We start from the raw sequence: 22,408 nt of genomic DNA on the forward strand, positions 1-22,408 counted from the left end.
ATTAATCCTAGCTAGGTTGAGCTAACAGTTCAGCCAACTGATTGGCAGGCATCGGTTTATAGAAATAGTAACCTTGTGCCAAGTCACAGTGTAGTTTTTGACAAAATATTGCTTGTTGTTCGGTTTCGATTCCTTCGACCACAATGTTTAATCCAAGCTTGTGGCCCACTTGGACGATGGCTTCCAAAATCGCCTTGTCTTTATCCTGATAAGGAGCTTCAACGACAAATGCTCGATCAATTTTTAATGTATGTACTGGGAAATGCTTGAGATAACTGAGGGACGAATAGCCCGCACCAAAATCGTCGATCGATACTTCCATGCCTGATTCGTGAAGCGATGTCAGCCGCCGCAACAATTCCTGGTCGGCACCGATCAACACATTCTCGGTTAGCTCAATACCAATATCTTTTGGTGTCAGGCCATACTCGGCTAACGTTTCGCTGAAAAAGTTGAAGAATCCTGGCTGCTGCAGTTGTTTGCCCGAAACATTGATGTCGACCCGAATCGGTAGCAACTGCTGTGAGCGCCATTTGGCCACTTGTCGACAAGCCGCCTGAATGACCCACTGACCGAGCCGTATAATCAAATCTGAACGCTCAGCCACTGGAATAAATTCTGCTGGAGAAGCCCAATCTGCTGCTTCTTTCGGTTGCCAGCGCAATAAAGCTTCACAGGCGATAATATGTTGATTGCGCAGATCGACTTGCGGTTGGAACACCAAATGAAATTCGTCTCGATCCAATGATTGACGCAAATTGATAGCGATCTGGCGTTGCCGATTTAACTGTTCATTCATTGACGCGGCGAAGAAACGATAGCGATTGCGACCGGATTCTTTGGCTTGGTACATGGCGGCATCGGCAAACTTCAGTAGTTCAGCGCTGCTCTCTCCATCGTCCGGATACATACTGATGCCAATGGAGGCGGTGACATAGATATCTTGCTCGAATAGGCGGTATGTGTGCTCAAATTCCGCCATGACTTTGTCGGCCACGGTTTGGATTTCATTTCTGCCCGACATGTTGGGCAACACTATGATGAATTCATCGCCGCCGAAACGAGATAAAGTGTCGTAGTGGCGCAAATGCGCTTTCAGCCGGTCAGCCACTTGCTGTAGTAAGTGATCACCGGCGTTGTGCCCCATTGAGTCATTAATGTCTTTGAACAAGTCCAAATCAATGAACAACAATGCCAGCTGTTGATCGAAACGGCGAGCTTCCGCCAGTCGGCGATTTAGTTCTTCTTCGAGGAAACGTCGATTCGGTAGGTTGGTCAGCAAGTCCTTTGATGCTAGCCGCTTAAGCTCTGCCGCGGTCCGATGTTGATCGGTTAAATCGACATCGACACAGAACATTTCGGGATTGTCGGTGTCCTGATTGAGCATTACGTGACTTGAGAACACCGGCACTAAATGGCCATCTTTGTGCAGTAGGTTGAGTTCAGATGCTGGGATTTCTTTACCGCCAGATACCCACTCGTGGTGGGCCTGAACCACTGCGTCGCGCATTGGTTCGGGAATGATTAAATGCTCCAGCCTTTGCCCCAAAGCTTCTTGTTTGCTAAAGCCATAGACTCGGCGGCTGGCGTCGTTCCAATAAATGACCTCTCGGTCGCGGTTATACCCTTGAACCGCTACCGTTGGCAGCGCCTCGATTAAGTGGCGAAAACGGCGCTCGTTTTCCCGATACTCCAATTCGGCTTGTTTGCGCTTGCTGATATTCTTAACCGTGCCGCATATCCGCTGGGTATTGCCACTGGCGTGATGATTTACCTCGACGACCTTACCTGAATCCTCGAACCAAACCCAATGGCCCAGTTGATGCTGTTGTCGGTATTCAAGGGTATAGCCGGAACCAGTCTGAATGCATTCATTCAATTGTTGTTGCACAAGGTGACTATCGTCGGGGTGAATTCGCCCCATAATCTCTTCAATATTGAACTGCTGCCGATCGGCAGGTAATCCCAAGAATTCTAGCCAGTGGCTATTAACTGAAACGGTGCCGGAGTTGTAATCCCAGTCATAAAAACCCAGCTCAGCACCATCAATAACAAGTTGCAGTTGTTCAGCCGCATGTTTAGCGGCTGTTTCCGATTGTTTGAGTGACTGCTCATTTGATTGATGAATGGCATGACTGCGACGCAATACGATTACGCCAGCAGCAGTAATCAACAAAACGACGGCAATTAAACCCAGCTGCAATGAGTAAAACGAATCAATTTGACTGCTCTGCTGAAGCTGAAAATGTCGCTCAAGCTGAGCTAGCGCCTGTTCTAACACCATCGCTGCTTGCAGGTGATTATCATAGTCCTCAGCTGTGCTAAGGCTAGTTGTTAGCTCAAGCAGGGCTTGCTGAGCCGATGTAAACTGCGCGCTTTGCTGGTTGGTAGTGGTCACAGCAGCGATGGTTTGTTGTTGGTAGTTGCCGCCGTGCTGCAGCAAATGCAGCAATTGCTGAACGCTGATCAATTGCTGCTCAATGGCAAATTTGGTTTGTCTGAGGTCACTTTGTTGGATAAATAGCAGCACCTGATTACTGGTGCTTCGGGCAGAGCTGATGATCTCGACGGTTTGTTTAGCTTGCAGTAGGCGGCTGGTGTTGACGTTGATTCCAGAATAAATACCAATGCAGATTGCCACACCTACGGCGATGACAAACCACTCTTTTAAGCTAGGCCAGCCGGTTTCTGACTGGGCCAATTTGGTTTGCCGCACATCTGTCGATTGCTGGTTTTCCATCATGTGTTAAATGTCGTCCGACAAGGGTCCGTGTCCTGAGAACTTCTTTGAGCCTAGCATATCTGTACGGTTTGGCCTTACCAAATAGTAATTAATATATGATTTTTATCATAATTTATGGCTCAAATTGCAGTTGATAATTAACTTAAAGTTGACTAACGACGCTGACGGCTAATCGGGCAAATTAGTGGTTTTAAGGCGATGGCGGCAACTGCTTGGTGACACAGAGGTACAGTTATCAGCAGTAACCATGATCCAGCTCGCAACTTAACATTAACAAGCTGACTAAATAATTATTTTGACTCAGAGTGATAATCATTATTAGCTATAACGAAGCCAGCCAAGTAAAAACTATAATTGATGGCTATCCGTGAACTATCCCGTTATTAGAGGTGCCAATATGGCGAATGTAGACAACAGTATTTGTCGACCGCTCGGAGCGAAAAGCAACTCAGCTGAAGATTCACAAGAAATGACCAGTGGGCTTCATCTCCATGATGAGAAGCAAAAGCAGCTTGCTCACAATCTAGTTAGTGAAACCTTGCTATCGTTGCAAGATGAACAGCCCAGCCCGCCATTCTCAAATTAGGCTGAATATACACCAACAACGAATGTCTCCAGAAAATGCCAGCTGCAGGTCTTGCAGCTGGCATTTTTTATGGCACTTGCGAATATCGCTAAGTTGTTTTGATCTGCCGATTAAGTTGTTCTAACCCCTGGTCAAAACCTACCAGCACAGTATCCAACGCTTCTGTCGCCAGAGCGAAGTAATCCGCCGGTTTAATTGATGGGTGAGAAACCATGACGTTGGCTTCCATACTCGACAGCAATGGCGATAGTTTGCCTTTGATTTGGCTGGTGGCCACCGAGAGTTGGTATTCCTCCAGTTTGCTGTGCAAATACTTCAACCGAATTCGTTCGACGCTGCCACAATGAGCAGATGCGGCGACGCCAGTTCCTAACGCTCGGGCTTGGCCAATGTATTCAGCATTAAACAAAGTCGACTTCCACAGCTCTTCAGCGGGTTGATTTGAGGTCAGCTGTAACTCTTGCAAATGATGTTGCTCGGCGCAGTCTTCGATCAAGTGCAGTACGTTCATCACTAAACGGTTGTGCTGCTCCAATGCGTAACTGGCTTGGTGATTAATGTAATTCGTTGATAATCGAGCCCAGTGATCTTGAATACTGCTCCAGCGCTCAGAGCGTTTAATCCATTGTCCTTGCTGGTTTAGTTTGGCAATAACCTGACTGATCTGGCGCTGCAATTCAGCAATTCTAATTTTTGCTGAGTCATCACCATTGAGATAGCCATTGGTTAAACCTCGGTGTTGTTGCACTGACGTCAGTAGTTTGCGCAGTTGCTGCAACCAATCAATCCCTTGCTGGTAGCGCATGTTGGCTTGCTGGCGAATGCGGTAGTTGCTGAACCACATAACAACAATAAGTAGCGCTGATATCGCTACCACCATCAAAATAATATTGAGATAACTATTCATCAGACTAATCCTATGACTGCACTAAGGCTCTTAAATGCTGAGCGACATCGGCTGTTTGTTTTGCCATAACAGCATTTTCCTTAGCAGTAACAGCGACATTTTCGATATGGGAAGAAATTTCACGAGTGGCGATGACTTGCTGTTCGGTTGCGCTGGCGATACCGGCAATTTCATCAGAGACTTGATCAGAAGTACTAACGATTTGTTCTAATACATCCACTGCTGAAGACACGCTGGTTAAGCACTGATCGCTTTGTGACACTACATGGTCCATATGATCAGCCACTTGTTTCATGTTGTTGGTGACGCCAGAAGCATGTTCGGTAATAGCATTTGCCGACTCGTGGCTGCGCTGAGCGAGGCCGCGTACTTCATCGGCTACAACCGCAAACCCTCGACCATGATCGCCGGCTCGGGCGGCTTCTATCGCGGCATTTAACGCCAGTAAATTGGTCTGTTCTGCTATTTCACGAATGATTTGAGACATACTGACAACGGTCGATAGATTGTCTTCCAGAGATTTGATTCGCGAGCCCGTCTCGTTAGCCAATGCTGTCACTGTGTTGACTTGTTCTTGTGCCGATCGAAGCGCTTGATGTCCCTCCAAACAGATCGATTTTGCACTCTCCGACGCGGTTCGAGTGTCCTCTATTCGTTGTGCAACTTCGTCGATGCTTTGGGAAATTTCTGTCGTTGCGGCGGCTGTACTGGTGGTCGCAGCAGATTGATCTTCGGAGTGGGTCGCGACTTGGTTGGCGTTATTGGCAAGCTCGGCGCTGGAGTAGCCCATTTCGTGCACAATGGCTTGCAAACTGTCTAGGCTGCGACTTTTGCTACGCAACATATCAACAAACGGTTCTTGCAGTTGCCGCAGCGGGCCTTTAAGCCAGCGTTCTACGTGGTTGTCATGCTGCGTTTCTAATTCATGTAAATAGTCATTCAGTGCGACGCTATCGTTGTGAATCACCTTGAACAAGATTGTTTGCAGACCAAGCCCGACTAACGCCAGCGCAAAGGCCACCTCAAACTGACCGGCGACAGCGCTGAGTATTGCGGGGATTGGTATGATAAAACTAAGTTTGTAGCAGCCAGAGCATCCGAGCTGCTGTAGTAGTCGACTCATCATCCTTGATTCGCTTCTGTTGTATTGAACTTATGCATTGCTTGGTGTGTAAAAATTAATGACAGTTTTTCCAAGCAATTAATGAACCAAACGCACCAATATAAAGCGGTGTTTTTTTAACTTGTTGAAATTAAATGGTTTGTATTTGGTTTTGGTGTTTATGGGTAAATTGATTTAGATCAATTTAAATGTTCTATTGTGGTGCAAATGGGGGTGGGGTGAAGATGATGCTTCTCATTTGTGCAATGTGCTGTATTCAAAACAGTGCAACATCACGAACATTCATAACGAGTTGATCTGACGCATTCGCAATACGCAACGATTTGACTAGACTCACAAGTTCCGTCATCTCGATACCTGCCATCAATCGAAGGATTTGTCTGCTGTGAAACTTAAGGAAGCACTCCGGTATTTGCTCGCCTTTGGCTTACCGATCGTCATTTTATGTTTACCTCTGTCAGCTTTTGGCATCGAAGGCATGACCATTCAGGAACAACGAGTGGTGGCCATATTTGTTATGGCTGCATTGTGCTGGGTACTAGAACCAATCCCCATTTACGCGACTTCGGTACTAGTGATTGTGCTGGAGCTGTTGGTGCTGTCAGATAAAGCATTGATCTTTTTCAAAAGCGGTGTTGAGCAGCCAGATTTCGGGGTGGTGTTGAGCTACAAAGACATCATGGCAACCTTTGCGTCGCCAATTATCATGTTGTTCTTGGGCGGGTTCTTTCTTGCTATGGCGGCGACTAAGTATCGATTGGACGTCAACTTGGCTCGGGTGCTACTCAAACCTTTTGGCCATAAGCCAGCGAACGTCATGCTGGGATTAATGGTGATCACGGCAATCTTCTCGATGTTTATGTCGAACACTGCAACGACTGCGATGATGTTGGCCATTCTAGTTCCGGTGCTGTCGATATTTTCGCCGGGAGATCGTGGCAAGGCTGCATTTGCTTTAGCTATCCCGGTGGCTGCCAATATTGGCGGTATTGGCACTCCTATCGGTACGCCGCCTAATGCCATTGCGCTGAAGTATCTTACTGGCGAAAACTATATTGGTTTCGGTGAATGGATGTCCTTCGCGGTGCCGTTTGTTGTGGTGATGTTGCTGATTGCATGGTTTTTGCTGAAAACCCTGTTCCCAAGCCAGCAAGACAAAATGGAATTGGCCATCAAGGGTAAGTTTCTTAAAACACCAAAAGCTATTGTGGTTTACGTCACCTTCGCTGTGACCATTTTACTTTGGTTAATGGGCAGCTCTCATGGCATGAACTCTTACACTGTGGCATTAATTCCCGTTGCAGTATTCTCGGTGACGAAAATCATTGGCAAAGATGATCTAAAGAACATTTCATGGGATGTGTTGTGGCTGGTCTCAGGTGGTTTTGCTTTGGGGCTAGCATTAGATAAGACAGGCTTAGCTTCTCATGCTGTTAGCGCAATTCCATTCTCAGAGTTTTCGCCGCTGTTGGTGATTCTTGCGGTCACCTTATTGTGCTTATTGATGGCAAACTTCATGTCGCATACAGCAACGGCAAACTTACTGATGCCGATCGTTGCAGCATTAGCCGTGAGCATGGATAGCCTGGCTGGTTTTGGTGGCACCAAAGCCATTTTGTTGTGTGTCACCTTTGCGGCGTCTTTGGGCATGTCGCTACCCATTAGTACCCCGCCCAATGCACTGGCCCACGCAGCTGGCCACACAACAACCGGTGATATGGCCAAAGTGGGGGCGGCGTTAGGTGCTATTGGTGTGACTTTGACCTTTGTGATGGTTTATTTGATGCGCGTCGTTGGATACGTATAAGGAGCATAAAATGGAAAAATTAACGATCATATGTGTTGATGACCAACCGGAAGTACTCAATGCTGTGGCCCGAGATATCGATTCACTGAGCTCCCATTGCGACATCGAAGAGTGTCAATCGGCACAAGAGTGCTTGGATTTGCTTGAAGAGCTGGATGCAGAGGGAAAGCCAATTGCGTTGGTGATCTCTGACCATGTGATGCCCGAGAAAAATGGTGTTCAGATGCTGACTGAGATCGCCAGTGATGGTCGGTTCAACAAAACTCGGTTGTTTTTGTTGACAGGATTAGCGACTCATCAAGACACGATACAGGCGATTAACCAAGCGGGTATCGATCAATATTTTGAGAAAGCTTGGGATCCTGATGAATTGATAGCAGAGTGCAAACGCGCCTTAACGCGTTATGTCTTTGCTGCCGGCTTGGATTACCTTGACTATCAGCCTGTGTTGGATGCTGAGAAGACTTTTGAGCTGGTAGCCGGCAAAGTTTAACTCGCTCTACCACTCTAAAAAGCCCGCTAGATCTCGGTTCTAGCGGGCTTTTTTATTTTGGCATAACCAATATTTGTGGATGCTATCTACTAAATGATAATTGGTTTGGATAAATATTTTTATTGGTATGACAATGGTTCCGTTTTGTAATCTGGCTTCCGGAGTATTGCTGTGCTGTTTCGAACCTTTAAATCTTTAATGATATCGGTTTTATTGGGATTCTCTCTAATGTCATTTTGTCAGGCCAAAACGATAGTTTACCAAGGCAGTGGCAATGAAGAGTGGAAGAAAACCGGCGTTCGGGGTGGTGATGTTATCGTCATCCCTGACGGCGAGTATCACAACTTTAAAATTACCATTCAGGGCAAGGGTAAGCGCTCTAAGCCAGTTCGACTGAAAGCTGAAACGCCTGGAGGGGTGGTATTAACCGGCGAAAGTTGGATTTATTACTATGGCCACTATGTGGTGGTCGATGGCTTTGATTTGAAGAACATCAAGCCTTCGCTCTATAACAAAAAACTGCGTGCGCCTATTGCCAATATAAAACCCGGAGCGAGTACCGAAAAATCAGCGGATATGTGTCAAATGTGCATCTTGCAGCACATCCGTATTGACCAAGAACATCCAGAGGCGCTGGCAGCCGACTATCGGTGGGTCGACATTTATGGTTATTACAACATTGTTCGCCACAACTACTTTGGTGGCAAAAAGTCTCAAGGACGGGTACTGCAGCTCAATCTCAAGCATGCCGATAAGGAAAACAAACCGGCCAATCATCGTATTCAATACAACTACTTTGCGTCTCGAAACGAAGGTGAGCCGCTAGATAATGGCGGTGAAGCCCTGCTCATTGGAGAGTCGAGTCGGCAGCATGTTAGTGCTCAAGTGCGAGTTGAAATGAACCTGTTTTATGACGCATCCGTTGCTGGTGAGCCCGAAGTTATTTCCAATAAATCGTCCGATAACTTGTACCAATACAACACCATTCGTAATACCTCAGCGAGTTTGACCTTGCGTCACGGTGACCGTAACACAGTGCAATACAACTGGTTTTTGCAAAACCAACGGCCAGGCTCAGGTGGCGTGCGGGTCATCGGCAAAGATAATGTGGTGTTGAACAATTACATCGACGGTGCCGCTGGTGCGCAAGGAGAAACTGAGGGCAAAACTTACCGCACCGCGTTGGGTATGGCGGCGGGCTATTCTGAGGCTGATGACAAAGCCCATATCAATGGTTATCAATTAAGCGTCAATAACGTTTTTGACCGTAATACGGTCGTGCGCTCGGTGCAACCTGTGATGTTGTCATCTTGGTACAAACGCGATCAGGACATGACTCGTCCACCTCAACAAACGACGTTTACCAATAACCTAGTGTTTCAAATGGGGCATCAACCATTGGATGAGTATTGGGTCAAGGGTCAGGCGATCAGTGTCGATTTCACACCGGAGTCAAAATACACCAATAAACAAGGAAAGCAGAATGTGGCGGAATACTTTCCATCGTTTAAGGCGCTAAGTGGCAATATTAGTGATTGGGCAGTCTCTAACTTAGTGAAAGAAGGTGTCACTATTGATCGCACCAGCAAGTTATCGGGCTGCGATGCCTTTGCCACCGGTGATCAGGTGTTTGAGCCGTTTGGCGGCACAGGGGCTGATTTATCCTTGATGGCAGAGCCACTGCGATGGACCAACGAGTTAAAATCAGCCAAGTTGGGCCCCGCTTGGTTAAACAACAACTGGCTCGATGCCGCCAAAGGCTATCGGCCTTGTCAGTCGTAGCGACTAGCAGTATCAAGACCAAATTTTGCAACAGCAATTGTGAGCCACTCCCGCGAGTGGCTTTGCTTCCCGCCTTGTTTCGGATCATATCATCGACATGTTTTTAGCTGCCTGACTTGTGTCCCATCAAAGGCTGAGTACAATCGACCGTCGGCTTCTATTTTTGATTGTTAACATATTGTATTTAATATGAAATATATGTGTTATCGGGTGCTGAGCCAGCAATCGAGAAGTCCGGACATAACAATGACTTAGCCACTATAAAGTGGCAGCGCTTTACTCCATACCGACAACAATGAGGTTTTCCATGCGTTTAACGCTAATAGCCAGCGTCGTTGCTTCTGCACTGGCTTTGTCCGCTTGTTCAGAACAAGCGACGACTCAATCTACCGAAAAATCAACAAACGACGTGAAGACAACACAAGCCGCTCCAGCCGAGACTATCAACCCGTTAATGACTGCCAGCTCTTTGCAGTATCAAGCGCCCGATTTTACTGCCATTGCTACCGAACACTTTGAACCAGCGATGCTGGCCGGTATTGAACAGCAAGGCAAAGAAATCAAAGCAATTGCCAACAATACCGAGGCGGCTACCTTCGACAATACGATTGTCGCCATGGAGCGTAGCGGTGCCTTGCTTGATCGCGCTGCGAGCGTTTTTTACAACTTAGCTGGCACAGATAGCAACGAAGAGATTCGTGCTATTCAAGGTCGCATGGCACCATTGTTAAGTGCGCATGAAGACGATATCTACCTCAATGACGCGTTGTTCCAACGTGTTCAGAGTATTTATCAGAATCGTCAAACGCTTGATCTTGATGCTGAATCATTGCGCTTGGTCGAAGTTTATTATGACAACTTCGTCGCTGCTGGCGCCTTGTTGACTGAAGCTGAAAAAACTCAAATTCGAGCATTGAACGAAGAGCACGCAGCATTGACCAACGATTTTGGCCAAAACCTGCTCAAAATGGCGCGCCAAGGCGCAGTCGTATTTAGTAGCAAGGAACAACTTGCTGGCTTAAGCGAAGCACAATTGGCGATAGCTGCCGCTGCTGCTGCAGACCGCGGATTGGAAGGTCAATATGTGGTTGAGCTTACCAATACCACACGTCATCCGCTGCTTGCTTCGATGGATAATCGCGATAGCCGCCAAAAACTATGGCAAGCCTCTGCGGGTCGCGGCATTTCAGGTGAACTGGACAACCGTCCTCTCGTCACGCGCCTAGCACAATTGCGCGCAGAACGAGCCAAGTTACTTGGTTTTGATAGCTGGGCCGATTACCAGCTCAACAGCACGATGGCGAAAACGCCACAAGCTGTGATGGACATGTTCGCTAGCATGGTGCCGGCTGTTGTTGCTAACGCAGAAAAAGAAGCGGCAGCGATTCAGGCCATGATTACTAAGACCGGCGGTGATTTCGAGCTTAAGCCTTGGGATTGGGAATACTATGCTGAGCTCGTTCGTCAAGATCAGTACGACTTGGATGAAGGCCAAGTAAAACAATATTTCGAGTTCGATCGGGTACTGCATGATGGTGTGTTCTTCACCATGAATCGCTTGTTTGGCATCACTATGAAGCCACGCCCTGATCTGCCGGTTTACCATCCAGATGTTGAAGCTTATGAGATGTTTGACGAAGATGGCAGCAGTATTGCTATCTTCTACGGTGACTACTTTGCTCGTGAAGGCAAACGTGGTGGTGCTTGGATGAGTGCATTTGTGCAGCAGACCAAATTGTTGGAGAACAAGCCTGTCATCGTCAATGTAATGAACATTCCAAAAGCGCCAGAAGGTCAGCCGACGCTGGTGAGCTATGACAATGTGACTACCATGTTCCACGAATTTGGTCACGGCGTTCACGGCATGTTCTCTGACGTCAACTACAAAACGCTCGCCGGTACCAATGTCTCGCGTGACTTCGTAGAGTTCCCATCAACCTTCCAAGAAGACTGGGCGAAGGATCCATTGGTGCTGGGCAACTACGCGCGCCACTACGAAACAGGTGAGCCGATTCCTGCTGAATTGTTAGCGAAGGTGCTGAAGTCACGTAGCTTTAATCAAGGGTTCGATACCCTTGAATACATGGCGTCTGCGTTGCTCGACATGGAATGGCATGCCCTCAGCGCTGATGCGCCATTGCAAGACGCAGAAGCATTTGAACAGCAAGCATTAAAGAAACACGGTGTTGATATTGCCGCGATTCCGCCTCGCTACAAGTCGCCGTACTTCGCTCACGTATTCGCCGGTGGTTACTCGGCTGGTTACTATGCCTATATGTGGAGTGAAATTCTTGCCGCTGATGCGTTTGCTTATGTGCAGCAAAACGGTGGTCTGACTCGCGAAAATGGTGATTTGTATCGCAAGTTCATTTTGGCTGTCGGCAACAGCAAGCTGCCTGCCACTAGCTACGAGTTATTCCGTGGTCAACAGCCAACTACTGAAGCATTGTTGATTCGTCGAGGTCTTGCGGTTCAGTAAACTGATCGAACTTACAAGACGTATGAGAAACCGGGCCATCGCCCGGTTTTTTTTGGCTAACATCCCAACAATGATTTTATTTCCTTGTTTCGGATTCGCTGAATTACACTTTTGATTAAACGGAAGTTAAGAAGAAGGCTCATTTGATATGGCTGACGCGGAAGTGTTGTTGTCGTTGCGCAAGATCGTCAAAGGTTTTGGCTCACAAAAGGTGTTGTCAGAATTCTCGTTGGATATTTTCGATGGCGAGTTTTTTACCATCTTAGGTCCATCCGGTTGTGGTAAAACCACGGTGCTTCGGCTAATCGCAGGTTTTGAACAAGCAGACAGCGGGCAAATATTACTCGACGATGCCGACATAGCTGCTGTTGCCGCCGAACACCGCCCGGTCAATACCGTGTTTCAAAGTTACGCACTATTTCCTCATATGTCGGTGGCCGAAAACGTTGGTTTTGGTTTGCGAATGGCGGCAGTGACCAAAGCCGAAATCAAACAGCGGGTGGCGGAGGCCTTGGCAGTGGTCAAATTGAGCGGCTTTGAGTCGCGCAAGCCACATCAATTGTCCGGTGGCCAAAAGCAACGAGTAGCAATAGCTCGTGCCATTGTGATGAAGCCGAAGGTGCTACTGCTTGACGAATCGTTGAGTGCGCTCGACCACAAACTTAGACAACAAATGCAAATGGAGTTGAAGCAAATCCAACGCAAACTCGGCATTACCTTTGTCTATGTCACTCATGATCAAGAAGAAGCGCTGTCAATGTCTGACCGAGTTTTGGTCATGAATCACGGTCAACCCCAGCAAATTGGCTCGCCAAGAGAAATATATGAAGCGCCCCGCAATATGTTTGTGGCTGACTTTATCGGCGAGATCAATGTCTTTGATGGCGTGGTAGAAGCTGAAAATGATGAGCTGAGCTATACCGTCAATATCGGTGGGGTGAAGAAAGTCGCTGGTGCAGAGTTTCGCTTGGAAGTCGGCGATGAAGTACACGTGCTGTTGCGGCCAGAAGACCTCCGAATCGAATACATTGAAGATCAGCCCAAAGATGAGCAGGGCTTTTTGGGTAAAGTGTTAGAGCGCAGTTATACCGGCAAAACCATCGATACCTTAATTGCCTTGGAGAATGGCAATACCCTGCGGGCCAGCGAGTTCTTCAACGAGGATGATCCAGATTTCGATTACTCAATCAATCAGCGGGTTTGGGTCAGCTGGATTGATGGTTGGGAGCACGTGATCAAAGCGGGGCCTTTGGAATGACCAAAAATGGTTTAGCAAATGTGCTGAGCTTTCGCCAACTGGTGATTACGCTAACGCTTGGTTGGCTGATGCTGATGGTGATTGCGCCTCATGCGCTGGTCATTATGACCAGCTTCATGACCCCAGATAGCGAACACCTAGCAGTGTGGCCACTGACGTTGCAAGGCTATCAAAAAGTACTGCAACCGATTTACTTCGATGTGTTCTTCCATAGCCTGTGGTTGTCTGCGATTGCCACTGTGGTGTGTCTGATTATTGGTTACCCATTCGCCTATATCCTTGCCAAGCAACCACCTTGGGCGCGAGCTGTGATGTTGGTGTTGATGATGGTGCCATTTTGGACCAACAGCTTGATTAGAACCTATGCCATAAAGCTGATATTAGGCAAAAAAGGCGTTATCAATTCGGTATTGGTGGGTACGGGAATTGTCGATCAGCCAATCACCATGTTGTACACCGAGTTTGCCGTGATTGTTGGCTTGGTATACGTACTACTGCCATTTATGGTGTTGCCGTTGATGGCAAGCTTCGAAAAGCTCTCCGCCGATTTAACAGAAGCCTCGAAAGACCTGGGAGCAAATGCACTGCAGCGTTTCGTTCATGTTGTTTTGCCGCTGACCGCGCCAGGTATTATTGCTGGCTGCTTAATCGTATTTTTGCCCGCTATGGGGATGTTCTATGTTGCTGATTTGCTAGGCGGCGCCAAGAACCTGTTGCTCGGCAATGTCATCAAAAACCAGTTTTTGGTTGTTCGCGATTGGCCGTTCGGTTCGGCATTTAGTATCACCTTGATTGTCATGATGGCAGCGATGTTGTGGCTGTATGTCATTGCCAACCGATTTGTTCAGCGCCAAGGAGGTTTAGATGATGAGAATCTTTAAAATCTTCTTGGTCGCTTTGGTGTTTATCTACCTTTATGCGCCAATAGTGGTGTTAGTCGTCAACTCTTTCAATCAATCAAAGTATGGCTACAAGTGGACTGGTTTTTCTTGGAAGTGGTACGAAAAGCTGCTCGCCAACGACACTTTGTTGACGGCTTTTAGTCACTCCGTGACCATCGCCTTTTTAGCCGCGACTGCTGCAGCACTGATTGGTACCTTGATGGCTCTTGCCATTTACCGCTATCGATTCCGTCTCAAACAAGCCGCCAGCTCAGCGCTTTTTGTGGTGATGATGTCGCCGGATATTGTGTTGGCGATTACCTTTTTAGTATTGTTCGTGGCGCTTGGAATTCAACTGGGCTTTTGGACCTTGTTATTGGCCCATATTACCTTTTGTTTACCCTTTGTGGTGATCACGGTATACGCTCAGCTCAAGGGTTTTGACAACCATTTAATCGAGGCGGCTCAAGACTTGGGGGCCGGAGAGTGGCTGACTTTTCGTACTGTGTTGTTGCCGCTTTTATTGCCATCGGTGATGGCAAGCTGGCTACTCAGTTTTACCTTGAGTTTGGACGACGTCATCATTAGTTCGTTTGTTACCGGACCGGATTATGACGTGCTACCGATTCGGGTGTTTTCGATGGTGAAAGTTGGGGTTTCGCCAGAAGTGAATGTACTAGCGACGTTGTTGCTAGCTATATCTGTTATCTCGCTAATTATCTTTAGTCTTTTAGTCAGGAGAAAAGTGACGTGAAGAACTGGATTCGTTTGTTTGCGACAACTGTATTGCTCGCGCCTTTGGCTGCAATCGCCAGTGGCAAGGTAGTGGTTTACAACTGGAGTGAATATATACCCGAGGACACTATTGAGCGATTTACCGCAGAAACCGGTATTGAAGTGGTTTACGCCACTTATGAAAGCAACGAGACCATGTACTCAAAGCTGCAACTGCAAAAGAATGCTGGCTACGATGTGGTGGTGCCATCGACATACTACGTCGCCAAAATGGCCAAGGAGAAAATGATTCAGCCGCTGCAAAAGGACTTGTTGCCTAATTTAAAGCACTTGGATCCTGCTTTGCTTGACAAAGAGTACGATCCGAAAAACAGCTACAGCATCCCTTACTTCTGGGGATCAACAGGTTTGGGAGTCAATGCAAGCGAGATGGACATTGCTGCAATCCATAGTTGGAAACAATTGTGGGACCCCAAGTACAAAGGGCAATTGTTGTTAATGGACGATGTTCGCGAAGTATTCCATGTCGCCTTGTTGCTCAATGGACACTCGCCAAACACTAAAGATCCAGCACAAATCAAACAAGCATACGAGCTGTTGAAAAAGTTGATGCCTAACGTATTGGTGTTTAACTCTGATGCGCCGCGAGAGCCTTACATGGCCGGTGACGTTAACTTCGGTATGATTTGGAACGGCGAAGTGATGATGGCGCAAGAGGAAGATGACACCATTCAGTATGTCTATCCTGATGAAGGCGCTATTTTCTGGGTGGATAGCTTTGCTATTCCAGCTGGAGCTGCCAATGTCAAAGAAGCCCACGCTTTCATTAATTTCATGATGAAGCCTGAGATTGCTAAATCTTGCGTTGAGTATGTTGGTTATGCGACGCCAAACAAAACAGCGATCTCAATGCTCGATCAAGAGTTGCGTGATAACCCAGTTATTTTCCCGCCTGCTGACATCATTGAGAAAGGTGAATTTCAAAGTGACGTCGGTGAAGCAATTGAAATTTACAATCGTTACTGGCAACAGTTGAAAGTAGGGCAGTAACGCCATCTCTCAAACCAATCCAGCTATCTAGGTAGCTGGATTCGCTCTACTTTTGTGACCCTTTGCAATCTTTCAACAGAGTTGGCTCTGGAACATTCGTGAAATCCTAACCCTGAGCCATACTCAAAGAACCTATTTTCAAAGCATCAGGGCAAGAATGAGCGATAGTTTAGATACAGTCGGCGGCACAATGGTGCCTATTTTCGCCGGTGGTGGTACTCGTTTACCGGCTCATATCGGTATTTTGGCTGCATTGCGAGATATGAATATCGATTTCGACCGCATTGTTGGAGTTTCCGGTGGCAGTATTATCAGTGCGCTCTACGCCAGTGGTAAATCACTCGAACAGATAAAGCAAATTGCCCTCGATACTGATTTCGAACAGTTCAAGGGCTTTTCCCTCATCAGTTTGATTCGTAACGGCGGGCTTTGCTCAGGAGACAAGTTTGAGGCTTGGCTCGATAAGCAACTCGGTGGCGTGTGTTTTAAAGATCTACCAATGGATCTTCATGTCGTGGCTACTGACGTTCGCAACGGCGTCCCTGTGGTTTTTGATCGGACCCTGACTCCCAATGAAAAAGTTTCACGAGCAGTCCGATTTTCAATGTCCATCCCGTTAATTTTTGCCTTTAAACCCTACGATAAACACCTGATGGTGGATGGTAGCATCTTATCTGAGGATGCCCTTCATCGAGATTGGGCCGATGATGGTACCCCTGTCGTATGTTTCAGGTTACGTGGCGATGCCGATGAAAAGCCCCTTGAAACCGATGGCATGTTCCCGGTGGTTAATTATGTTTTGCTGCTGATTCGTACCTTCATGACGACGATTAGCCGTGAATATGTCAATGACAAATTTTGGCACCGTACCGTAGTTGTTAACACTGGTAACACCTCGCCAGTCGATTTTCGTTTAAGTGATCAAGACAAAGAAAGGTTGTTTCAAGTAGGTTACGATACCGCCAAAACCGTAGTGCCAGCGAAGGTGTTCAATCAGCGTGCTGCTGCATCGAAAACGCAGCCGGTGCAAGCTTGAGTGAAGCATGATGCTGCTGGTTGTGTTTGTCGTCTAATGACGTGTTTTAAAATTGGAACCTTAATGATGTTTAGATCCTTTGTCTGCGTCATGCTGTTTGTCGTATCAGCAGCGTCAAAAAGTGCAGATATTGAGCTTTGGCATGCCCATCAAGCTCAGGACTTTGTTGTACATCTGGCCAAGCAATTTGAGGCCGAAACTGGTCAGCGGATTCGAATCTCTGCTTATAAAACCTCACGGGTCAAAGCTGAATTGCTATTGGGGGCGAAGAACAATGTGCTTCCCGATATGATCTTCGTGCCCTCAGACTTTCTTGGTCTTTACCATGAGCTGAAATTGAACCGCCTTAACGACAGCTGGTTAGATCCGGCTATTTCGGCCAACGCCAAAGATACCGCGGTCATTGATGGCAATCTCTATGGTGTGCCAGTGATCCAAGGCAACCACCTGATGTTGTACTACAACAAATCGCTGGTTGCGAAACCCGCTACCAGTTGGCATCAGCTGCTCAAGCAGCAGGATGCTTTGGCTGCTAAGGGCGTTCGAACCATTGGTTGGAATTACAACGAGATGTTTTGGTTTGTGCCGTTTCTCGGCGCCTACGGCAGCACGCCAATTACTGATGGCAAAGTCACTTTGAATACGCCACAGATGGTGTCGGCCTTGCGTTTTTACCAATCACTAAGCAACCGAGGTTTAATTGATCCCGGGTGTGACTACAACTGCGCCCAAAAAGATTTTGTCGATGGTGCAACCGCCTATGCCATCAATGGTGACTGGGCATATGCTGACTTGAAAGCTGAGTTGGGTGATGACTTGGGGCTAGCGGTACTGCCGGCAATTGACGATAAACCGTTACGACCATTTAGCTCAACTTTTACCCTGGCTTTCCCAAGAGTGATGGGCGATAGCAAGCGCCAAGAGACGTTACGGTTGTTTGCCCGTTTTGTCCAAAGTGAGTTGATTCAACGTCAGACTTATCAAAGCTATCAATTGCTGCCGACCAACAGCGCGGTATTTGCTGCTTTGCGCGACAGTGTATCAGGACAACAGCGAGTGCTGTTTCAGCAGTTGGCGACCACCAACCCAATGCCAAGCGAAGCATCAATGGCCATCGTTTGGCAAGCAATGGCGGTTGCTTATCAGCGCTTTATCAATAAAGGCTATACGCCAGAGCAAACTGCGCAATACATGCAGCAAGTGGCAGATCGAGAATTGGCCCGCTTCATGGCTGGGCGTTAGGAGTAGTTGTGAAAATCCGACATTTGCTAGGAATCGTCATTTTGGCTGCTGCAGTGGTGCCTTCGGTTACCATTTCACTGATGCTGCTGGATCGACAATACAAAGCAACTCAGGACTCGATGGAGCAAGAATTGACTCGAGTCCTGTTTAGCATGTCACAAGATATTCGCTTTAAGTTCTCGATTTTTTCAACCAATTTTAAATTGTTCTCTTCTGAGCGTTATTTAATCCAAGCGCTCGACAGCTTTTTGTTTGTCAGCAACGCCCACAACTCCATGCTGCAGTTTGTTGAACAGACCCCTTTGGTGTCGAGTTTGTACCTGCTTGACTCAGAACTTCATGTCGTTGATGAAGTGTTAGGTGATATTCCAAGTTATGAAAGTAGTCAGTTGTTATCGGATGCTAAACTCGCTGTCGCCTCTGGTTTAGTGAGGGAAAAACAACAGTACCTAATTGAATTTGATAATAATAACTTGGTTAGACCATCAAGAATTAAACAACAGTTAAACACCGAGTCGCCATTTGGTGCTGCGGTATTGATGCCGCTTTATTTCCACTCGCTGCAAGAGGGGCTGACGCGCGAACCGGCGGGCTACATTCTGGCGGTACTGCCATTTGACGTGGTCTACAAGATCGTGGCAGATAATCTTGGCACTGATGAACTGATCGAGATCCTCCACGACGATGAAATTATCGTTGCCTCCCCCCGCATCAAGTTTGTTGAACTCGAGCATGATGACCTAATGGTCGAGCGAGATGTTTTGCCGTTGGCCAGCGATTACACCTCTAATCAACTCGAATACATGTTGCAACTGCATGTTAGCCGCTCCGCTCGAATGCTGCAGTTACAAGAGTCGATGAATGCCTTAACGCTGGGCATTGCCATTGCTATCTGCTTGTCGGTGTTAGTTGCGTTTTTGGTCGCCAATTGGCTTGGTACACCGTTTAAGCAATTGTCTGAAATCCTCAAGCGATTTGGTCAGGGACATTACAGCTCCAAAGGAGAGAAGTTCAAGTTCAGCGAATTCGAAGATGTTCGCCAGTTACTTAGCGAAATGGGCAAAACTATTCGGATGCAGCTCGATAGTCTGCATCAGAAAAATGAAGAGCTTCAGCGCATTGACGACTTGAAAGGCGAGTATCTGACCAAGGTACGAGCGCTGAATGAGCAACTTGAGGCGCGAGTTGCAGAGAAAACCAAAGAGCTGAGTGAAACAGCCGCGCGAGAAGGTAGAAGCCGACAAATACTGCAGAGTTTGCAGCGCTTAAGCATTGAGCTTCAACAGTGTGGTGAGCACGCTGATGTCACCGAGCTTTGCCTTAATCAGCTGCACGAACTGTTTGACGATGTCCCTGTCGCTCTGCTTATTGCAACCTCACGCAATACCGAACGCCAGTTTCAGTCGCTTGGCCTAATGGCTGAGGATGAACAATGGCTGCTAGCCGAACTTAAACAGCGAATTGCCAACCAACGACAGAGCTTGCCTGAAACACTGGTCAATGAAGGCAAGCGATTCTACCTATTTGACTTGATTTCCCGAACCCATAACTTCTTGGGTGTTTTGGCTTTTCAACTGGATGAAGTAAGTCCACAAGAGCGTGATATCGTGCGAGTATTTGCCAAGCAAATCAGTGTGATTACTGAAACCATTGAATTGACTTCGGAGCTCGAGCTTGCAGCTCGTACTGATGAGCTAACCGACTTACCGAATCGTAAGGCCTTTAACGAATCGTTTGAGCGCAGCCGTAACATTCTTGAGCGTTATCCCAACAACCATGTTGGTATTTTTGTCATCGATGCCAATGGTCTCAAACGGGTTAATGACCAGTTTGGCCATGATGCGGGTGACCAGTTTATTAAAGCGATCGTCGAAGTTTTGCTGCATAGCTGTCGCAAAACCGATCAACTATTTCGAATGGGCGGCGATGAATTTGCGTTGTTGGTACAAGAGGGAACGATTGCCAGCTGTGAGCGTTTGATGGCGCGTTTGGCAGAGCAGCAAGACCAACAGTTAGCCTTGCTGCAACAGGACGGTTCGAGCAAGCAAATTCCGATTAGCTTTAGTGTCGGCTACGCCTCAAGTGAAGAAGTCGATGTTAGCCATTTATTTCATCGCGCTGATGAGCGGATGTATGAGGCGAAAGATACCTACTACAAGCAACATCCGATTGAGCCTGACTCGCTCAGTAAAACTCGTTTTAGCTAGACGGCAACTACTCAACGCTGATGACTTCAACAACTTCTGGGGCAGGGAAGCGAAACTTGACATCGGTGTTGGCCAACTTTACCCCATAAGTGCGGTCACTAAGCTGCCCTGCTTGGTAGGCTGGCCGAGGATCCTGGCTCAGTACCTGGTCAATTAGTATCTTGGTATTCATTGCTGGTAAATCATCAACATCGCTATTGTTGTGGCGTTGCAGGGCGTCAATAGCGTGCTGAGTCCAGCTGACCTTGAGGGTATTGCTCGGCTTTTGAGCTGCGTATCCGGCTTGCGCTTCGACAACAGCCTCGGCGTATGGCAGGTAGGGCTTTATGTCGATGACCGGTGTGCCATCAACTAAGTCTAACCCTTTGACTGTCAGACGGTTCAAAGGCTGGCCGTTGCGTTTTAGCGACTCCACATTTATCAGTTCAACTAACGACATGCCGATGCCATTGGGACGGAAGGTACTGCGAGAGGCGAAGACTCCAACTTTCTTGTTGCCACCGAGCCGAGGAGGTCGAACCAAGGGCTGCCAGCCCTGTTCGATTGTCTGATGAAATTGGAACAGTAGCCAGATATGACTGAACTGCTCGAGCCCTCTGACTGTCTCTGGCACGCCAAATTCACCGCTGAGCTCACAATAGCCAAGGGCTTCGGACACTAAACCGGGTTGTCTTGGAACTGCAAACTTCTCGCCGTAAGGAGAACGAATAGTGCCGATGGCGATCATGGTTGCTCGGTAACGGGGATAGAGAACGCGCGGGCGTAACAAGAGACCAACGACACACAAGCTGGCGACTCGGTATCCTGTTCCGTTTCACAAACGTCGACGACCAAAGCATTGGCGCCAAGGTTGGCAGCCTTAATGCGAGCATCCGTTCTGGCATCGGCGATGGAAGCCGGTACTGCATTACCACTTTCTTGGCAGCTGAAACCTGATACTGCGGCAATACGTTGAGCTTCTTGTGGTAGCTCGCTTGGTGGATATAGCTTTACTTCGCTGGGTTTAAAATATTCTTTGAAGTTCTGCGGATCTAAATTGGTGTTGACGTCATAATCGCCAGCACAGGCACTTAACATCACAACCAGTAATAACGGCAGCTTATTCACAATAAAATTTTCCATGTCGGCAATCTCAGCGTATTCTGCTCGGGTTGCGATTACAGCGCAAGTGCATGGCTTATTAACTGTCCGGAGACCTGTCTTTATGTATCGAACTCGTCGTCAACTGATCCTATGGTCGGTGAGCGTGTCATTGATTATTGCTTTGGTGATATACGCCTTTAGCGGCAGCAATCAACCCACAGGGCCAAGGCAGGGGATTTTTTTACCCATGTTGATGGTACACAGCCCAGCGCTAACGCAGATCCGGATTGACGATCAACAACAACAGCCTTGGTTGACAATGGAGCCAGCCCAAGATCAACAAGCAACAGGTTGGCAGGTGAAAGAAGCCGATGATTATCCGGTTAATATGAAGCGACTTGCGGCTCTCATTGGTCAATTATCGCGGGCATCCATTGTTGCGTCAGTGGATTACCCCGACCAATCTCAGACTGTGGCGACTGCGCCTTGGAATACCACCACTGACTTTGGTGAATTAACTGCTCAATTTCATTTAACCATACTCGCGGAGGGAAACTTTTTCCGTCATGTTTGGTTATCAACAATAGCCGATGATGCTCAGTGGCTGCGCGTCGATAAAGATGGTTATAGCTACCAAATAGAAAAACCAATCGACTTGACAGTTGAACGGCAGCCTTGGCTGCAACCAGTCGAGTTGCAACCACTATTTGCGATGGCTGATCAGGTTGTTTTAGAAGCGGCAGCAAACAAGGCCGATATAGACCATCTTCAAGGTCAATTGCAGATTGTTAATCCAATTGATGCGCTTGCCAAAGGCAAGGGGACGCCTGGCACATTGCAATATGCGTTGATATTGATGAAGCGAAATCGCCTTATTGCCGAATTGGCAGTTTATAAAAATGAACAGGGACGCTGGCTAGATATACAATTATCTGATGCTGAAAGTGCGCCTGAAATACAACGATTGTCGAACTGGTATTTGGCTCTGCCGTAATA

18 protein-coding genes are annotated in these 22,408 nt (G+C 47.5%); 13 read left to right on the forward strand and 5 right to left on the reverse strand.

Annotated elements, in window-relative coordinates; all coding sequences use genetic code 11:
• Nucleotides 1-7: 7 nt before the first annotated feature.
• Nucleotides 8-2,743: a bifunctional diguanylate cyclase/phosphodiesterase gene (locus tag CBE68_RS09745; protein WP_087505884.1), complete on the reverse strand. Its 2,736-nt coding sequence runs from the start codon at nucleotides 2,741-2,743 to the stop codon at nucleotides 8-10.
• 397 nt (nucleotides 2,744-3,140) lie between these two features.
• Between CBE68_RS09745 and CBE68_RS09750 the strand changes: the two genes are divergently transcribed.
• Nucleotides 3,141-3,329, forward strand: coding sequence for a hypothetical protein (locus tag CBE68_RS09750; protein ID WP_087505885.1), 189 nt, complete (start codon nucleotides 3,141-3,143; stop codon nucleotides 3,327-3,329).
• An 88-nt stretch (nucleotides 3,330-3,417) separates the two neighbouring features.
• Here the strand turns inward: CBE68_RS09750 and CBE68_RS09755 are convergent, their stop codons facing one another.
• A complete protein-coding gene (locus tag CBE68_RS09755; RefSeq protein ID WP_087505886.1) occupies nucleotides 3,418-4,236 on the reverse strand; it encodes a nitrate- and nitrite sensing domain-containing protein in 819 nt (272 codons plus the stop codon).
• A 10-nt stretch (nucleotides 4,237-4,246) separates the two neighbouring features.
• Nucleotides 4,247-5,362, reverse strand: a complete 1,116-nt coding sequence (locus CBE68_RS09760) for a methyl-accepting chemotaxis protein (RefSeq protein ID WP_087505887.1) — start codon at nucleotides 5,360-5,362, stop codon at nucleotides 4,247-4,249.
• Nucleotides 5,363-5,744: 382 nt separating this feature from the next.
• Between CBE68_RS09760 and CBE68_RS09765 the strand changes: the two genes are divergently transcribed.
• The 11 genes from CBE68_RS09765 (at nucleotide 5,745) to CBE68_RS09815 (ending at nucleotide 20,329) form a co-directional block, all read left to right on the forward strand.
• On the forward strand, nucleotides 5,745-7,166 hold the full coding sequence (locus tag CBE68_RS09765; protein WP_087505888.1) for an SLC13 family permease: 1,422 nt from the start codon (nucleotides 5,745-5,747) through the stop codon (nucleotides 7,164-7,166).
• A 10-nt stretch (nucleotides 7,167-7,176) separates the two neighbouring features.
• Nucleotides 7,177-7,659, forward strand: a complete 483-nt coding sequence (locus tag CBE68_RS09770; RefSeq protein ID WP_087505889.1) for a response regulator — start codon at nucleotides 7,177-7,179, stop codon at nucleotides 7,657-7,659.
• A gap of 228 nt (nucleotides 7,660-7,887) precedes the next feature.
• Nucleotides 7,888-9,441, forward strand: coding sequence for a polysaccharide lyase 6 family protein (locus CBE68_RS09775; protein WP_158100563.1), 1,554 nt, complete (start codon nucleotides 7,888-7,890; stop codon nucleotides 9,439-9,441).
• Nucleotides 9,442-9,748: 307 nt separating this feature from the next.
• Nucleotides 9,749-11,920, forward strand: a complete 2,172-nt coding sequence (locus CBE68_RS09780) for a M3 family metallopeptidase (protein WP_087505891.1) — start codon at nucleotides 9,749-9,751, stop codon at nucleotides 11,918-11,920.
• Nucleotides 11,921-12,068: 148 nt separating this feature from the next.
• Complete coding sequence (gene potA, locus CBE68_RS09785) at nucleotides 12,069-13,178, forward strand: spermidine/putrescine ABC transporter ATP-binding protein PotA (RefSeq protein ID WP_087505892.1); 1,110 nt, start codon at nucleotides 12,069-12,071, stop codon at nucleotides 13,176-13,178.
• The gene (gene potB, locus CBE68_RS09790) at nucleotides 13,175-14,059 is read left to right on the forward strand and encodes a spermidine/putrescine ABC transporter permease PotB (RefSeq protein WP_087505893.1); all 885 of its coding nucleotides are present in this window, start codon (nucleotides 13,175-13,177) and stop codon (nucleotides 14,057-14,059) included. The genes potA and potB overlap by 4 nt, the downstream gene beginning before the upstream one ends.
• Entirely contained in the window at nucleotides 14,043-14,813 is a 771-nt protein-coding gene (gene potC, locus CBE68_RS09795) for a spermidine/putrescine ABC transporter permease PotC (protein WP_087505894.1), read from the forward strand. The genes potB and potC overlap by 17 nt, the downstream gene beginning before the upstream one ends.
• Nucleotides 14,810-15,844, forward strand: a complete 1,035-nt coding sequence (locus tag CBE68_RS09800) for an extracellular solute-binding protein (protein WP_087505895.1) — start codon at nucleotides 14,810-14,812, stop codon at nucleotides 15,842-15,844. Before potC ends, CBE68_RS09800 begins: the two co-directional genes overlap by 4 nt.
• 157 nt (nucleotides 15,845-16,001) lie before the next feature.
• Nucleotides 16,002-16,880 (forward strand): patatin-like phospholipase family protein, encoded by an 879-nt coding sequence (locus CBE68_RS09805; protein WP_087505896.1) that lies wholly within the window; start codon nucleotides 16,002-16,004, stop codon nucleotides 16,878-16,880.
• 63 nt (nucleotides 16,881-16,943) lie between these two features.
• Nucleotides 16,944-18,122, forward strand: a complete 1,179-nt coding sequence (locus CBE68_RS09810; protein ID WP_158100564.1) for a sugar ABC transporter substrate-binding protein — start codon at nucleotides 16,944-16,946, stop codon at nucleotides 18,120-18,122.
• 8 nt (nucleotides 18,123-18,130) lie between these two features.
• Nucleotides 18,131-20,329, forward strand: coding sequence for a diguanylate cyclase domain-containing protein (locus tag CBE68_RS09815; protein WP_087505898.1), 2,199 nt, complete (start codon nucleotides 18,131-18,133; stop codon nucleotides 20,327-20,329).
• Between the two features lie 7 nt (nucleotides 20,330-20,336).
• On the opposite strand, the gene tsaA is transcribed toward CBE68_RS09815, so the two are convergent.
• Nucleotides 20,337-21,056, reverse strand: a complete 720-nt coding sequence (tsaA, locus tag CBE68_RS09820; protein WP_087505899.1) for a tRNA (N6-threonylcarbamoyladenosine(37)-N6)-methyltransferase TrmO — start codon at nucleotides 21,054-21,056, stop codon at nucleotides 20,337-20,339.
• Nucleotides 21,053-21,451: an Rcs stress response system protein RcsF gene (rcsF, locus tag CBE68_RS09825; RefSeq protein WP_229744725.1), complete on the reverse strand. Its 399-nt coding sequence runs from the start codon at nucleotides 21,449-21,451 to the stop codon at nucleotides 21,053-21,055. Before rcsF ends, tsaA begins: the two co-directional genes overlap by 4 nt.
• A gap of 82 nt (nucleotides 21,452-21,533) precedes the next feature.
• Here rcsF and CBE68_RS09830 point away from each other — a divergent pair, with 82 nt between their 5' ends.
• Nucleotides 21,534-22,406: a hypothetical protein gene (locus tag CBE68_RS09830; RefSeq protein ID WP_143824535.1), complete on the forward strand. Its 873-nt coding sequence runs from the start codon at nucleotides 21,534-21,536 to the stop codon at nucleotides 22,404-22,406.
• Nucleotides 22,407-22,408 lie beyond the last annotated feature (2 nt).

Origin of the sequence: Neiella marina, from assembly GCF_002165625.1 — a bacterium.
GTDB classification, from domain to species: Bacteria; Pseudomonadota; Gammaproteobacteria; order Enterobacterales; family Neiellaceae; genus Neiella; species Neiella marina.

Coding starts and splice junctions, on each gene's coding strand:
- rcsF (WP_229744725.1), bottom strand. CDS start 21,451: ATGGAAAATTTTATTGTGAATAAGCTGCCGTTATTACTGGTTGTGATG.
- potA (WP_087505892.1), top strand. CDS start 12,069: ATGGCTGACGCGGAAGTGTTGTTGTCGTTGCGCAAGATCGTCAAAGGT.
- potB (WP_087505893.1), top strand. CDS start 13,175: ATGACCAAAAATGGTTTAGCAAATGTGCTGAGCTTTCGCCAACTGGTG.
- CBE68_RS09770 (WP_087505889.1), top strand. CDS start 7,177: ATGGAAAAATTAACGATCATATGTGTTGATGACCAACCGGAAGTACTC.
- CBE68_RS09745 (WP_087505884.1), bottom strand. CDS start 2,743: ATGATGGAAAACCAGCAATCGACAGATGTGCGGCAAACCAAATTGGCC.
- CBE68_RS09780 (WP_087505891.1), top strand. CDS start 9,749: ATGCGTTTAACGCTAATAGCCAGCGTCGTTGCTTCTGCACTGGCTTTG.
- CBE68_RS09810 (WP_158100564.1), top strand. CDS start 16,944: ATGATGTTTAGATCCTTTGTCTGCGTCATGCTGTTTGTCGTATCAGCA.
- CBE68_RS09775 (WP_158100563.1), top strand. CDS start 7,888: ATGTCATTTTGTCAGGCCAAAACGATAGTTTACCAAGGCAGTGGCAAT.
- CBE68_RS09750 (WP_087505885.1), top strand. CDS start 3,141: ATGGCGAATGTAGACAACAGTATTTGTCGACCGCTCGGAGCGAAAAGC.
- CBE68_RS09755 (WP_087505886.1), bottom strand. CDS start 4,236: ATGAATAGTTATCTCAATATTATTTTGATGGTGGTAGCGATATCAGCG.
- CBE68_RS09830 (WP_143824535.1), top strand. CDS start 21,534: ATGTATCGAACTCGTCGTCAACTGATCCTATGGTCGGTGAGCGTGTCA.
- CBE68_RS09805 (WP_087505896.1), top strand. CDS start 16,002: ATGAGCGATAGTTTAGATACAGTCGGCGGCACAATGGTGCCTATTTTC.
- potC (WP_087505894.1), top strand. CDS start 14,043: ATGATGAGAATCTTTAAAATCTTCTTGGTCGCTTTGGTGTTTATCTAC.
- tsaA (WP_087505899.1), bottom strand. CDS start 21,056: ATGATCGCCATCGGCACTATTCGTTCTCCTTACGGCGAGAAGTTTGCA.
- CBE68_RS09760 (WP_087505887.1), bottom strand. CDS start 5,362: ATGATGAGTCGACTACTACAGCAGCTCGGATGCTCTGGCTGCTACAAA.